Source organism: Bradyrhizobium lablabi, from assembly GCF_900141755.1.
Classification (GTDB): domain Bacteria; phylum Pseudomonadota; class Alphaproteobacteria; order Rhizobiales; family Xanthobacteraceae; genus Bradyrhizobium; species Bradyrhizobium lablabi_A.
Genome location: NZ_LT670844.1, coordinates 5,373,707 through 5,386,379, shown reverse-complemented (window position 1 = coordinate 5,386,379; position 12,673 = coordinate 5,373,707). Strand labels below are relative to the sequence as shown.

Sequence of the window (12,673 nt, the reverse complement as noted above, 5' to 3'; positions counted from 1 at the left end):
TCGCATCGCCCCGGAATGACGGGGAAGCGTTAGAGCGAACCGTCAACAACCACCTCGATCAGTTTCGCGCCGGGTCGCTTGAACGCCGACGTGAGCGTGGACTTCAACTCGCTTGCCTCCGTGATGCGCATCGCCTCCACTCCCAGCGATTTCGCCAGACCGGCAAAATCCACCGGCGGATCGACAAAATCCATGCCGACGTAATGATCGTCGCCGTGAAACGCCAACAGCCGCTGCTTGATGATGCGGTAACCGCCGTTGTTGACGATGACGACGTTAAGCGGCAGCTTGTGATGGGCCGCGGTCCACAACGCCTGGATCGAATACATCGCGCTGCCGTCGCCGGAATAACACACGACCGGCCGATGCGGATTGGCCATGCTGACCCCGACGGAGGCCGGCAATCCCCAGCCGATGCCGCCGGAAGCCAGCGCATGATAGCCGTAGCGGTCGCGGTGCGGGCGCAGCGCAAGGATCTGGCGGGACGATGTCAGCCCTTCGTCCACCAGGATAGCATTGTCAGGCATCGCCTCGACCACCTGCAGCGCCAAAAAGTCCGGATCGATCGGCGAGCGATCTCTGGCCTTGGAGATTTGCTCGACCACGGCCGCGCGCCGCGCTGACCAGTTTTTCGACTTCAGCGCCGCGATCCCCTGCCCCGCGCGCGTCTCGAGTGCGGCGCCGCCGGCGGATTTCAGCGCCGGGATCAACGCGCGCAAGGTTTCCTTCACATCGGCCTTGAGCGCGATCTCGGCGCCGTAATTCTTGGCGAGATCCCATTCCACCAACCCGATCTGCAGGATCGGCAGGCCATCGGGCAGCGGATCGATTTCGCTGTGCACCGACATGCGCAGGGGATCGGCGCCGAGCACGATCATCAGATCGTACGGCGACAGCACCTCGCGGACCTGCTTCTGCAATCGCGACAGTGCGCCCAAGAAACTCGGGCTTTCGGAGAGGAAATGCGCGCCGTAGGGCGCCGATTGCTGATAGGCGGGACAGCCGAGCGTCGCCGCGAGCGCGGCTGCTTCCTGCAACGCGTCGCTCTTGACGATTTCGTCGCCGGCGACGATCACGGGACGCTCGGCTTTGAGAATGCGCGCGGCCAGCGCCTGCAGCGCTTCGTCGGAAGGTTTTACCCTTGTATCGACACGGGTCGAGCGGCCGAGCTCAATGCCGGCTTCGGCATTGAGGATGTCCCCGGGCAGCGAGATGAACACCGGCCCGGTCGGCGGCGTGGTCGCGATCTTGGCGGCGCGGCGCACGATCCGCGGCAAATCTTCCAGCCGCGTCACTTCGACCGCCCATTTTACCAATGGCTCGGCCATCTGGACCAGCGGGCCATACAGCAGCGGCTCCATCAGGCCGTGGCCCTGCTCCTGCTGGCCGGCGGTCAGGATCATCGGCGTGCCGGTAAAGCTCGCGTTGTAGAGCGAGCCCATCGCGTTCCCAAGCCCGGGCGCGACATGGACGTTGCAGGCGACGAGGCGGCCCGAGGCGCGGCTAAAACCGTCGGCGATGGCGACCACGAGGCTTTCCTGCATGGCCATCACATAAGTGAGATCGGGATGATCCTTCAGCGCGTGCATGATCGGCAGTTCGGTGGTGCCGGGATTGCCGAACAGATGGGTGATGCCTTCGTCCTTGAGCAGCGCGAGAAACGCCGAGCGCCCGGTGATGCGATTTTTCATTCCTCTCCTCCTCCCCCGCGGCCGTTACCGTCGGGTTTGCTCCAACATGGCCGATCTCGCATGGCTGACGCAATGGATGCCGGTCATGGCTGCCTTGCGCGGGCTGTTGTGCCGGGCACGCTTCGAACTTCGATTCTTGACGATGGCGGTCATTTATGTAATCAATCGGTTACATGTCACGGATACGGGCAAAAACCGACGCGTTTCGCGCCATTGCGGATCCAACCCGGCGGGCGATCCTCGATCGTCTGCGCGCGGGGCCGGCCAATGCCGGCACGCTCGCGTCTGACTTTCAGTCGAGCAGGCCGGCTGTTTCCAAGCATTTAAAGGTGTTGCGCGAGGCGCGGCTGGTGGTTGACACGCGGATCGGCCGCGAGCGGGTCTATGCCGTGAATCCAGTGCCGCTGCAAAGCGTTGCCGGCTGGCTCGAGGGCTATCGCGCCTTCTGGCAGGTGAGTTTGACAAAACTAAAGCGTAACCTGGAGGCCAAATGAGCGGGATCAAGACGCGCGCACGCGCAGTTGCGGACTTAGTCGACGGATGCATTGTCGCCTCCGTCGAACTCGCTGCCACACCGGAGCGGGTGTTTCGGGCCCTGGCCTCGGTGGAGGTCATCGAATGGTGGGTCAATCCGGGCGTGTTCGACACGCGGGAGTGGACCGGCGACGTCCGCGTCGGCGGGCAATGGCGCGCCTCGGGCATCGCAAGAGGCGCGCCCTATGCGCTCGAGGGAAAATTCCTCGAGGTCGACCCGCCACGGAAACTGGTGCAAACGTGGCATTTTGCCGGCGCGCCAGGCACGCCCTCGACGGTGACGTACCTGTTGGAGCCGATCAGTGGGGGCACGCACCTCACGGTCCGTCACTCGGACATTGCTGCGCCCGATCAACGCAACAACGTTGGCGCCGGTTGGCGAAGCAGTTTCGACCGCCTGTCGGAAATCCTGGCAACTCATCCTGCGTAGTGCGCCGATGGCATACGACGAAAAAACCGCGGAACGGGTGCGCAAACTGCTGTCGGTCCGGACCGACGTGGTCGAAAAGAAGATGATGGGCGGCTTGTGCTTCATGGTGAACGGCCGGATGTGCTGTTCCGTGAGTGGAAGGGGCGGCCTCCTGGTCCGCGTCGGGCCGGACGCGCATCAGTCGATGCTGGGTGAGCCGCACGTCCAGCCGATGGAAATGCGAGGCCGCACCATGGCCGGGTTCCTGCGCGTCGCTCCCGAGGGCTACCGAACCGAGGCTGCCCTAAAGAAGTGGGTGAAGCGCGGCGTCGATTTCGTGGCGGCGATGCCTTCCGCCCCGCCGGCGCGAAAGGCAACCCGGCCCAAGTCGCGGAAGCAGCAGCGCGTCCGAGCAAGTGCCTGATCAAAACATGCCCTCATGATCGATCCGCTTTTTCCTTTTCGAACGCTGCCAGACCACGCCGGGAAAACCTTTCAGCGGCACCAGCGGCTCGCCGGTATAGGCCCATTCCTGCAATTCCTCGATCGCGATGTGATAGAGCGGCTGGCGGCCGGTGCGGCCCGCGAACAGCGCGCGCGGGATGTTCACCATATGCGGGGAGCGAGCGCGTTCGTAAGACAAGGGCGTGCCGCAATGCGCGCAAAAGCTGCGCACGGTTTTTGTCGGTTTGTCCTCATAGCGCGTGATGCTCTTGTCGCCCTTGGTGATGCGAAACCGCTTGCGCCAGCTTCCGACATAGGTCGCATACGCCGCGCCGTGCGCGCGGCGGCTGGCGGGTGAATGATCATGCCAGGCCCAGCGCGCCGGCGTGTCGATCTCGAAGCTGACCTTGCCGCACAGGCATTGGCCGTCGACGACCCCCGCTGCAGTTGCTGCTTTTGCCATGTGCGCCCTCTCTCCTCCGTCGTTGCGAGCGAAGCGACGTAATCCAGCTTCGTGCGTCAAAGCTGGATTGCTTCGTCGCTACGCTCCTCGCAATGACGGCTGGGTCATCACGCCTGCTCCAGCTCGCCATACGCAGGGTAATCCGTATAGCCCTTCTCCTCGCCACCATAAAAGGTCGCGCGGTTATAGGGCGTCAGCGGATAGCCTTCGCGCAAGCGGCGCGGCAAATCCGGATTGGAGATAAAGATGCGGCCGAAGGCGATGGCGTCGGCGTGGCCGGCGGCGATTGCGGCTTCCGCCGTCTCGCCGGTAAAACCGCCGGCCGAAATCAGCACGCCGCTCCAGACGGAGCGGAACAGCACCATCGCCGAGGGTACGTTCTGATGGTTGACCTCGGCGCGGCCGGCGCCGCTCGAGCGCGGCTCGATGAAATGCAGATACGCAAGCCCGAGCGGATCGAGCGATTTGATCACATGGGTGTAAAGCGGCATCGGATCGGCTTCGCCGGAATCGTTGGCGATACCATAGGGCGATAGCCGCACGCCGACCCGGTTCGCGCCCCAGACCTCGATCGCGGCCTGCGCGATCTCCATCAGAAGCCGGGCGCGGTTTTCGATTGAGCCGCCATATTGGTCGGTGCGCCGATTGGTCTTCGACTGCAAAAATTGCTCGATCAGATAGCCGTTGGCGCCGTGGATTTCGACGCCGTCGAAGCCGGCTTGTTGCGCGTTGATGGCGGCGTGCCGGAAGCTGTCGACCACGCCGGCGATCTCAGCGGTTTCCAGCGCGCGCGGCGTCTCGTAGGCTGCCGGCTTGCCGTCGGCCGTCATGGTCTTCAAGTCGGCTGAAATCGGCACCGCCGAGGGCGCCACCGGCAACACGCCGCCGGGCTGGAACGAGGAATGCGAGACGCGGCCGACATGCCAGAGCTGCAAGAAGATCAATCCGCCCTTGGCGTGAACCGCATCGACCACGGCGCGCCAACCCTTGACCTGCGCGTCCGAATAGATGCCAGGCACCCCGGCATTGCCATGCCCGGTCGCCATCACCGGCGAAGCTTCCGCGATGATCAATCCGCCCGGCGTCGCGCGCTGGCCATAATACTCCGCATTCAGCGGCCGCGGCGCGAGCGAAGGCCGTTCCGCCCGCATCCGCGTCAGCGGCGCCATCGCGACGCGATGGGTGAGTTGGTACGGGCCGATCTTGAGCGGCGAAAACAACGACGGAAAATTCATCTCTGCCCCGAAAATGTTGGTTTGAGGAACCTCAGCACACGAAACAGGAGTGGCGGTTGCTCCGCCACTCCCTGGCAATAGATAATGTCGACGCCGTCCGGTGCATGCAAGGTCGCGCCGGACGAAGACCACCCATGTCGTTTCCTGCATGGCAGGCGCGCCGCATCGGCATAGGATTCGGCTTATATCCACCGTTGAGCAGGGCCATCCCAAAACCCTCAGGAGAATTTTCGTGCCCCACCCAGCCATGTCGCCCAACAACGTTGCCGTCATCACCGGAGGCGCGTCCGGTATCGGCCTTGCCGCCGCGATGCGGTTCGCCAGCCTTGGCATGAACGTTTGTATCGCCGATCACGATGCGAGCCGCCTCAGGGAAGCGGGTCGTCAATTGTCAGGGGCAGCGCAAGCAGGTGCTGCCAACGTCATGATCAAGGCCGTCGACGTCAGCCGCGCCGAAGATGTCACTGAGCTCGAGCACGCCGTGCGGGAGCGGTTCGGTGGCACCGATGTGCTCATGAACAATGCCGGCATTCAGCCGGGCAGCGAGATGTTCGGCCCCTTGCAAAACTGGCAGCGCATTCTCGGCGTCAACCTCTGGGGCGTGATCCACGGCTCGCAAGTCTTTGCCCCCGAGATGATCAAGCGCGGACGTCCCGGCCTCATCATCAACACCGGCTCCAAGCAAGGCATCACGACGCCGCCCGGCGATCCCGCCTATAATGTCTCGAAGGCCGGCGTGAAGGCGTTTACCGAGGCGCTGCAGCACGAATTGCGAAACACGGCTGGAGCCAAGATCAGCGCGCATCTCTTTATCCCCGGCTTTGTCTTCACCGGCCTCACCGCCAAAGGCCGCACAAAAAAACCGGATGCTGCCTGGACGCCGGAGCAGACTGTCGACTTCATGATCGAACGCGTCGAGGCCGGAGACTTTTACATCCTCTGTCCGGACAACGACGTGCCGCGAAAGCTCGACGAGCGGCGGATTTTATGGGCGGCTGGCGACATCGTCGAAAACCGTCCTGCGCTGTCGCGCTGGCATCCGGATTTTGCCAAGGCGTTTGAGGCGTTTGTGAAGGAGGCGTAGACTCTCGTCAGAAGAAGTCGTCATACCCCGCGAAAGCGGGTATCCAGTACGCCGCGGCTTCTCTGCTCTATCGCTGACGTCTCTGGAATACTGGATCATCCGCTTTCGCGGATGATGACACCGAGGGTGTGCTGCGGATTTCAAATTTCAAACAGCCACATGGCTTCGCGATCTCGCCGCGCCTAGCGCCCGAGTTTTGTTCTTGATTCCGACCCCCTGGATAAAGAGGGCGCAGGGAATGCCGGGCGCCCGATGCGCCCGATAGCCGCGTGTGCAATGATAGTGGTAGAACGCACACGCGTTAGTCAGGTCACACCGGAAACACCCGGCATTCCCCACGCAATGGTTTACGGCTTATTTCGTGCTCTCCCCGGCGACCGGGCTTTCTTGCCACCGTCGCTAAGCGGATTGCTCCGCCAAACTTGACGCCAGCGTCGGGGCGTCAGGACCACACGTCTTCGCCGTCCGCCTCACACGCCGTTCGTCAAGAGCGCATCCGCGTCCACCGCATCCCGCCCCGCGGCCGTGACGATCGCGTGTCGCCCCTCTTGTGGGACGGGACGGCTAGTCATATAGCCTGATTTGCATTTCGGAAAAACAGAAATATTTTTGCAAAAGGGGCTGGACACAAATTTGCTGATTTGCCCGTCGGGCAGATCCGGAGGTGGACAGTTCGTGCTCCAAGCCGGTTCGCCTTGTCCGCAAAACGCTTCAGTGGCAATCTGCGACCTCGGACCTCTAGAGAAGCTTCAATGCCAAAAGCAAGCGCCCGGTCGCTGCCATCGCTGAGTCTACGTATCGACCTCGACGCCGAGGGCCGGATCGGGCCGGGCAAAATCCAGTTGCTCGAGAACATTCATGCCTGCGGCTCGATTTCGGCCGCGGGCCGCGCCATGGACATGTCGTACAAGCGGGCCTGGGACCTGGTGGACGAGATCAATCACCTCTGCCGGCATGCCGCTGTCGAGCGGCAGACCGGCGGCAGGAACGGCGGCGGCGCTATCCTGACGCCGTTCGGCATGTCCCTGGTCGCGCGCTACCGCAAGATCGAACGCGATGCGGCGAGCGCGGTCCGCAAGGAACTCGCGGCCTTGCAGACGGACATCGCGCGGACAAGAAAAACGTGAAGCGAAGAGCGTGAGAAGCGGCGGCCGAGGCCGCCACGCGATGGACCGCTTCTCCCTCGCCCCGCTTGCGGGGAGAGGGTTGGGGTGAGGGGCTACCTCCGCAAATTCCGGATGCAACGTATGCGGAGACTCCCCCTCACCCGGATTCGCGCTATCGCGCAAATCCGACCTCTCCCCGCATCCGCCTTCGCCCGAAGGCGGGCTTCGGCGGACAAGAGCGGGGCGAGGTGACACGCTCAGGCGGTCTTGATCCAGACCGCCTTTACGTTGAGATATTCTTCCAGATGCTGCTTGCCGGATTCGCGGCCATAGCCGCTCATCTTGTAGCCGCCGAACGGCACCGCCGGGTCCATCGCCTGGTAGCAATTGACCCAGACCGAACCGGCGCGAAGCGCTTTTGCGACCTGATGCGCCTTGCTGACATTGGTGGTCCAGACACCGGAGCCGAGACCGAAGGTCGTGGCATTGGCGCGCTGGATCAGTTCATCGGTATCCTTGAACGAGATCGCCGAGATGACGGGGCCAAAAATCTCTTCCTGCGCGATCCGCATATTGTCCTGGACATTGGCGAATACCGTCGGCGGCACGAAGTAGCCTTTTGCCAGTGCGCCTTCAGTTAACCGCGCGCCGCCGGCGAGAGCCTTGGCGCCTTCCTTTTGGCCGACGGCGAGATAGCCGCTGACGCGTTCGAGCTGCTGCTCCGATACCAGCGGACCGATCTGCGTGTTCGGATCGAGGCCGTTACCGACCTGCAGCTTCTTGCCGAATTCGGCGACGCGGCCGACGAACTCGTCATACACTTTGTGCTCGACGAACAGCCGTGTGCCCGCGCTGCAGATCTGGCCGGAATTCGCGAACACCGCCATCGCCGCGCCCGGCACCGCAGCATCAAGATCGGCGTCGGCAAACACGATGTCGGGCGACTTGCCGCCGAGTTCGAGCGACACCCGCTTCAGATTGCCCGCGGACGCCTTGACGATGGATTGCCCCGTGACATGCGAGCCGGTGAAGGCGACCTTGTCGACGCCCGAATGCGACGCAAGTGCTGCGCCCGCGGTCTCGCCAAATCCCGGCACGACGTTGACGACGCCGGGCGGAATGCCGGCTTCCATACAAAGTTCACCCAGACGCAGCGAGGTCAGCGGCGCTTCTTCCGCGGGTTTTAAGATCACGGTGCAGCCGGTCGCGATCGCGGGGCCGATCTTCCAGACGCTGGCGCCCAGCGGGCCGTTCCAGGGAATGATCGCGCCGACGACGCCGACCGGCTCCTTCAAGGTGTAGGAAAAAATTTCGCCGGGCAGCGAATTCTCGATGGTCTCGCCATGCAGCGCGGTCGCCTGCCCCGCATAATAGCGGAGCATGCCGAGCACGCGCAGCTTGTTGCCGCGGGTACGGCTGATCGGCGCGCCCATGTCGAGCGTGTCGAGCTGCGAGAGCTCCTCGAAATTCTTCTCGACGAGATCGGCGAGTTTCAGCAGCAGGTTTTGGCGCTCGAACGGTTTTACTTTGCTCCAGGACCCTTCGAAGGCGCGGCGGGCGGCTGCGACTGCGCGGTTGATATCCTCGGCGTCGCCCTCGGCGACGGTCGCCAGCAACTCAGAGGTCGCCGGGTTATGCGTCTCGAACCGTTTGCCGGACGCGGCATCGACCCATTTGCCGTCGATCAGCATCTTCTTGTAGGAACCATCCGCATAGGGATGACGGGTCATCGGTATCGCCTGCGTCACGGCCATCTCTGCACTCCCTTGGTGACGATCCAAATCTAGCATCGCGATGCGTCGGATCGTTATATCCCAACTTATACAGCGACAGTGTCAAACCGTAAAGCGCGCCACCGTTTGAGCGTGGAACGAAAACCTGCCATGCCGTTTTGGGCATGGCAGACGTGCCGCATCGGCATAATGAAGGCGAGAGGTAGCAGCGGCGGGCGCCTACTCGACATGAGGTTCTCTGCTTGGGCCGAGAAACGCTTGCCGAGTTAAGTCCGCCCGCCGTTCCAAGCCGCGGCGGCCACAGCTGTACGCGAATCTGGCCCGACTACGGCAACGCGACAGGCTTGAGCGCGAAAGCGCCGGGATCCTTCCCCTTGTTGTCGCCGATGATGTAAGACAGCTTGCCTTCAGCAACCCAGGCGGTGTTGCCGACCTGCGTCACCGAGACCGGTTCGGTAAAACCGTCCTTGATGGTCTCGATCTCGGCGGCGTCGCCCTTGACCGTGACCTTGTCGAGCTTGCCGTTGCCCTCGATCAGCAACAGGCTGTCGCCGAAGCTGCGCATGGCATCCGCATGATCGAGCGGGCGCGACGATTTCAGCGCCGTGACCGCGCCGGCCTTGCCGTCCTTGACCGCAATCCGAAACAGCGCGGCCGGGATATAGGTCGTGACATAGAGATTGCCGTCGGCCCCGAACGCGATGCCGTCGAGGCCGACACCGTCCTTGGCCGGGGCCAGCGCGGGATCGGTCGCAAAGACCTCGAGCGCGCTGCCGCCGGGTTTTAGGCTGTACACGTTGGGCGTGAAGGAATCGGTGATATAGGCGGTGCCGTCGCCGCCGACAGCAATGTCGTTGCACAGGGATTTTGGGTCTTTCAGCGCAAAGCTGCCTTTCAGGACGCCGCTTTTAAGATCGAAGAGTTTCAGCGCGGCGCCCTTGGCGTCGCCGGGGCCGGCAACACCGAGGCCCGACAGATCATTGGAGCAGACGTACAGCATTCCACCCTTCTCGTCGGCGAGCACGCCGAGCGTGGAACGGCTGTCACCGGCGCCGGGCTTGATGAATTGTTCCGCCTTGCCGCCCGATGTGGCTTTCACCACGCCGCCGAGGTTGAAGCTGCCAGCATAAAGAGTTCCGTCGTTGGTTGACGTCACACTTTCCGGAAAGCTTTTGTCGGGAACGCCGACCGGCGCGGACTGGGCGCGCGCGACCCCGCCGGAGGCGACGGCGAGCATCAGTGTCAGTCCCGCGATGCCGAACGCATGTGCGCGACGGTTCTTGAGCAAGTCTCCCTGTGCAGGCGAGCACAGTACAACGCTCATGATTGAGATTCCTGATCGAGATAGGATGGATGAGTTGGGATGGGTGAGGCAGTGCCTCAGGGGCCGATCGTCACCAGCCATCGGTTCGCTGCGCTTCGAGATGCGCAGGGACGGACTGCGATCCATCGATGGCAGCCCCGGAGTGATCCCGATGAATCAATTCTAGGCCACCACTTTACGCCTTTAAAGCGAAAACATTATTCCGCCGGCAACGCGACGGGAATAAAGCCGAAAGCCTTCAGGCTCGCTTGTCCCTGCGGCGAGAGCAGGTACATTCCGAAATCGGCCGCGCCCGGCTGCGCCTTGCGCGAAACCGTCAGACCGTATTCGGCTCCGACCGAAAGCTCCGGCGGCAGCGCAATCGATTTGTATTTCGGGGAGTCGCGGGCAATCTGTAGCGCGCTCGAGCAGTAAGAGATGAACAGGTCAATCCCGTGATCATCAAGTGCTGCCAGCGGCCGGGAGCGGCCGTCAATGGGAGTTGCGGTGGCGGGGCCGCCGAACAATTGCTGCGACTTTTTGGCCAAGGTCTCGAACGCGCCGGGCCGCTTGGCCTCGATCTTGTGGAACATCTCCCAGGTGTAGTCACCGGCCGGATCGGCAACCGGCGTCGACGTTCCCACGCGAATATCCGGTCGAAGCAGCGTCTCGATCAGGTTCCCGGTATCGAGCCCGCGATCGGCCTCCGTCACGATGCACAGCGCGTTTCGCGCGAACAGCACGCTCGGACCGGACACTCCGGCATCGGTGAGGGTTTGGGCATGCGGCAACGCTGCCGATGCGAAGACGTCGAACACCTCGCCGTTTTGCAGCCGCTCGCGCAAGACGCCCGATGGCCCCCAGACGGAAGCGAAGCTGTCGCCATATCGCTTCGTATAGTCTGCAAAGATGGCCGTGAATGCATCCTTCAGGCTTCCGGCCGCCATCACCCGGAGTTCCGCCGCCGGCGCGGACGACGCCGCTAACACAATCATGATCGCTACCGGCCAAGCACGCATCGAATTATTCCAAATCGGTGTCATTCCGGGATGCGCGGCTTGGCGCAGGCCCGGAATCCATGACCCCCAATCGTGGTTATGGATTCCGGGCTCGCGCTTCGCGCGCCCCGGAATGACGATGCATCAAATACTCATCAGACCTCAAACCCCTAATGCGCCCGCAGCGTCACATTCGGCGCGTACTGCGCCACGGTGCCCAGCCATCGTTTTGCGGACTGGATCAGGTTCGCCGACGGCATGAGCGTCAAGCTGCGCTGCGAGCGCGAGGCGCTGGCGGCGTGGTGGCAGGCCGTCTCAACCCGCAGCACCGGGACGATCGGACGGGATCACCAGACCGTTTGCGAAGCGTTCAAGTAGGAAGCCGGACGCCGTCATTCCGGGGCGATGCGAAAGCATCGAACCCGGAAATGACAGCGGAGGAAATCTCACAGCGTCTCTTGCTTGTGGCCGCATTGCTTGCAGGCGAATTTCACCCGCGTCGCGCCTTTTTCGGCGGAGATGCGGTTCGGCGCGCCGCATTTGCCGCACACCGCCTCGATCCTGGTATGGCCCTGCTTCACCACGAGGGGCTTGCTCGCCATGGCTTCGCGGATCAGACGCTCGGCCTCTTCCCGCATCGACTGTTTTGACATCCGCCCGCACCCGCCGTGAAAGCTGCCGCAGCCTTATAGCACCAACGTCGCGCCTTGCGACCGGTCTGTTACAAAAAAAATAGGTCTGAAGCCGGATCGTATCTCCGCTCAATCCAGCTTCGATTCCGTGTTCGAACGACAGCTTTTTTGTTGCGATGTTCCGGATCAAGTTACATCCGCAACAATGCGATGCGGCGCTCACAACGCGTTCTCTGAATTTAAGTTTAATCTGCCGTCTCTCGCGGAGAATTGAGCAACAGTGAAGTCGACGCCAGTAGCGTTTCTCCGAAGCGATCGCCACCTGCGACCAGTGTCGCGGTTGGGAGCGAAATCTCTGACGGAGAATGATCATGTTGCGTAAGACGGTGATCGCGTTGTTGGCAGTTGCGTCGGTTGGCCTGGCTGCGCCAACGATGGCGCTGGCGCGTGGCGGTGGCGGTGGCGGCGGCGGTGGTGGTGGTGGTGGTGGTGGTGGTGGTGGTGGCGGCGGCCACGGAGGCGGCGGTGGCGGCGGCTTTGGTGGTGGCCATGGCGGCGGCTTTGGCGGCGGTGGCGGCGGTTTCCACGGCGGCATGGGGATGGGTGGTGGCGGCTTCCATGGCGGCGGCTTTGGCGGCGGCGGCTTCCATGGTGGCTTCGCAGGCGGCCACCGCGGTGGCATGGCATTCCATGATGGTGGTTTCCGCGGCGGTGAATTTCATGGTGGGCGTGGATTCGAACATGGTCGCGGCTTCGACCATGACCGCGACTTCGGGCACCGTTTCGGATTCGGCTACGGCGGCTACTACCCGTACGACTACTACAACGACTACGCCTACGATTATCCGTATGGCTACAACGATTCATACTATGACAACGGCAGCTGCTATGTGGTTCAGCGACGGGTGCACACCACCCACGGCTGGCGCGTGCAACCCCGTCAGGTCTGCAGTTGATGGACTGTCGTAGATCGATCTTGATCGCGATCTGGAACGGCCGACCGACCGCCTGATCGGCGGCCGTCAGATGACCTCAGCGCGC

14 protein-coding genes are annotated in these 12,673 nt (G+C 62.9%); 6 read left to right on the top strand and 8 right to left on the bottom strand.

Going from position 1 to position 12,673, the window contains the following annotated elements:
• Nucleotides 1–29: 29 nt before the first annotated feature.
• Nucleotides 30–1,691, bottom strand: coding sequence for a thiamine pyrophosphate-binding protein (locus tag B5526_RS25170; RefSeq protein ID WP_079542540.1), 1,662 nt, complete (start codon nt 1,689–1,691; stop codon nt 30–32).
• 173 nt (nt 1,692–1,864) lie between these two features.
• On the opposite strand from B5526_RS25170, the gene B5526_RS25165 reads away from it, so the two are divergent.
• From B5526_RS25165 to B5526_RS25155, 3 genes are read left to right on the top strand one after another with little or no spacing between them, the layout of a single operon-like run.
• Entirely contained in the window at nt 1,865–2,185 is a 321-nt protein-coding gene (locus B5526_RS25165; RefSeq protein WP_079542539.1) for an ArsR/SmtB family transcription factor, read from the top strand.
• Nucleotides 2,182–2,655 (top strand): SRPBCC family protein, encoded by a 474-nt coding sequence (locus tag B5526_RS25160; protein WP_079542538.1) that lies wholly within the window; start codon nt 2,182–2,184, stop codon nt 2,653–2,655. Before B5526_RS25165 ends, B5526_RS25160 begins: the two co-directional genes overlap by 4 nt.
• A gap of 7 nt (nt 2,656–2,662) precedes the next feature.
• Nucleotides 2,663–3,058 (top strand): TfoX/Sxy family protein, encoded by a 396-nt coding sequence (locus tag B5526_RS25155; RefSeq protein ID WP_079542537.1) that lies wholly within the window; start codon nt 2,663–2,665, stop codon nt 3,056–3,058.
• On the opposite strand, the gene B5526_RS25150 is transcribed toward B5526_RS25155, so the two are convergent.
• Nucleotides 3,059–3,541 (bottom strand): GFA family protein, encoded by a 483-nt coding sequence (locus B5526_RS25150; protein ID WP_079542536.1) that lies wholly within the window; start codon nt 3,539–3,541, stop codon nt 3,059–3,061.
• A gap of 107 nt (nt 3,542–3,648) precedes the next feature.
• Nucleotides 3,649–4,776: an alkene reductase gene (locus B5526_RS25145; protein WP_079542535.1), complete on the bottom strand. Its 1,128-nt coding sequence runs from the start codon at nt 4,774–4,776 to the stop codon at nt 3,649–3,651.
• A gap of 232 nt (nt 4,777–5,008) precedes the next feature.
• Between B5526_RS25145 and B5526_RS25140 the strand changes: the two genes are divergently transcribed.
• A complete protein-coding gene (locus B5526_RS25140; protein ID WP_079542534.1) occupies nt 5,009–5,860 on the top strand; it encodes an SDR family NAD(P)-dependent oxidoreductase in 852 nt (283 codons plus the stop codon).
• A gap of 752 nt (nt 5,861–6,612) precedes the next feature.
• Nucleotides 6,613–6,987: a winged helix-turn-helix domain-containing protein gene (locus B5526_RS25135; protein ID WP_079542533.1), complete on the top strand. Its 375-nt coding sequence runs from the start codon at nt 6,613–6,615 to the stop codon at nt 6,985–6,987.
• Between the two features lie 236 nt (nt 6,988–7,223).
• On the opposite strand, the gene B5526_RS25130 is transcribed toward B5526_RS25135, so the two are convergent.
• The 3 genes from B5526_RS25130 to B5526_RS25120 all read right to left on the bottom strand — a co-directional run bounded on the left by B5526_RS25130 (nt 7,224) and on the right by B5526_RS25120 (nt 11,021).
• Nucleotides 7,224–8,720: an aldehyde dehydrogenase family protein gene (locus B5526_RS25130; protein WP_079542532.1), complete on the bottom strand. Its 1,497-nt coding sequence runs from the start codon at nt 8,718–8,720 to the stop codon at nt 7,224–7,226.
• 304 nt (nt 8,721–9,024) lie between these two features.
• Entirely contained in the window at nt 9,025–10,023 is a 999-nt protein-coding gene (locus B5526_RS25125; protein WP_079542531.1) for a hypothetical protein, read from the bottom strand.
• A gap of 197 nt (nt 10,024–10,220) precedes the next feature.
• Nucleotides 10,221–11,021, bottom strand: a complete 801-nt coding sequence (locus B5526_RS25120) for a substrate-binding domain-containing protein (protein ID WP_172842104.1) — start codon at nt 11,019–11,021, stop codon at nt 10,221–10,223.
• 192 nt (nt 11,022–11,213) lie between these two features.
• Here B5526_RS25120 and B5526_RS38490 point away from each other — a divergent pair, with 192 nt between their 5' ends.
• Nucleotides 11,214–11,378 (top strand): hypothetical protein, encoded by a 165-nt coding sequence (locus B5526_RS38490; protein WP_244562053.1) that lies wholly within the window; start codon nt 11,214–11,216, stop codon nt 11,376–11,378.
• 68 nt (nt 11,379–11,446) lie between these two features.
• Here the strand turns inward: B5526_RS38490 and B5526_RS25115 are convergent, their stop codons facing one another.
• Entirely contained in the window at nt 11,447–11,653 is a 207-nt protein-coding gene (locus tag B5526_RS25115; RefSeq protein ID WP_079542529.1) for a hypothetical protein, read from the bottom strand.
• A 224-nt stretch (nt 11,654–11,877) separates the two neighbouring features.
• On the bottom strand, nt 11,878–12,393 hold the full coding sequence (locus B5526_RS38670) for a hypothetical protein (RefSeq protein ID WP_154071448.1): 516 nt from the start codon (nt 12,391–12,393) through the stop codon (nt 11,878–11,880).
• Between the last annotated feature and the right edge of the window lie 280 nt (nt 12,394–12,673).

What these genes read in the sequence shown, in the direction of transcription:
- B5526_RS25170 (WP_079542540.1), bottom strand. Translation starts at nt 1,691, where the DNA reads ATGAAAAATCGCATCACCGGGCGCTCGGCGTTTCTCGCGCTGCTCAAG.
- B5526_RS25130 (WP_079542532.1), bottom strand. Translation starts at nt 8,720, where the DNA reads ATGGCCGTGACGCAGGCGATACCGATGACCCGTCATCCCTATGCGGAT.
- B5526_RS25155 (WP_079542537.1), top strand. Translation starts at nt 2,663, where the DNA reads ATGGCATACGACGAAAAAACCGCGGAACGGGTGCGCAAACTGCTGTCG.
- B5526_RS25135 (WP_079542533.1), top strand. Translation starts at nt 6,613, where the DNA reads ATGCCAAAAGCAAGCGCCCGGTCGCTGCCATCGCTGAGTCTACGTATC.
- B5526_RS38670 (WP_154071448.1), bottom strand. Translation starts at nt 12,393, where the DNA reads ATGGTCGAAGCCGCGACCATGTTCGAATCCACGCCCACCATGAAATTC.
- B5526_RS25120 (WP_172842104.1), bottom strand. Translation starts at nt 11,021, where the DNA reads ATGCGTGCTTGGCCGGTAGCGATCATGATTGTGTTAGCGGCGTCGTCC.
- B5526_RS25145 (WP_079542535.1), bottom strand. Translation starts at nt 4,776, where the DNA reads ATGAATTTTCCGTCGTTGTTTTCGCCGCTCAAGATCGGCCCGTACCAA.
- B5526_RS25165 (WP_079542539.1), top strand. Translation starts at nt 1,865, where the DNA reads ATGTCACGGATACGGGCAAAAACCGACGCGTTTCGCGCCATTGCGGAT.
- B5526_RS25115 (WP_079542529.1), bottom strand. Translation starts at nt 11,653, where the DNA reads ATGTCAAAACAGTCGATGCGGGAAGAGGCCGAGCGTCTGATCCGCGAA.
- B5526_RS25125 (WP_079542531.1), bottom strand. Translation starts at nt 10,023, where the DNA reads ATGAGCGTTGTACTGTGCTCGCCTGCACAGGGAGACTTGCTCAAGAAC.
- B5526_RS25160 (WP_079542538.1), top strand. Translation starts at nt 2,182, where the DNA reads ATGAGCGGGATCAAGACGCGCGCACGCGCAGTTGCGGACTTAGTCGAC.
- B5526_RS25150 (WP_079542536.1), bottom strand. Translation starts at nt 3,541, where the DNA reads ATGGCAAAAGCAGCAACTGCAGCGGGGGTCGTCGACGGCCAATGCCTG.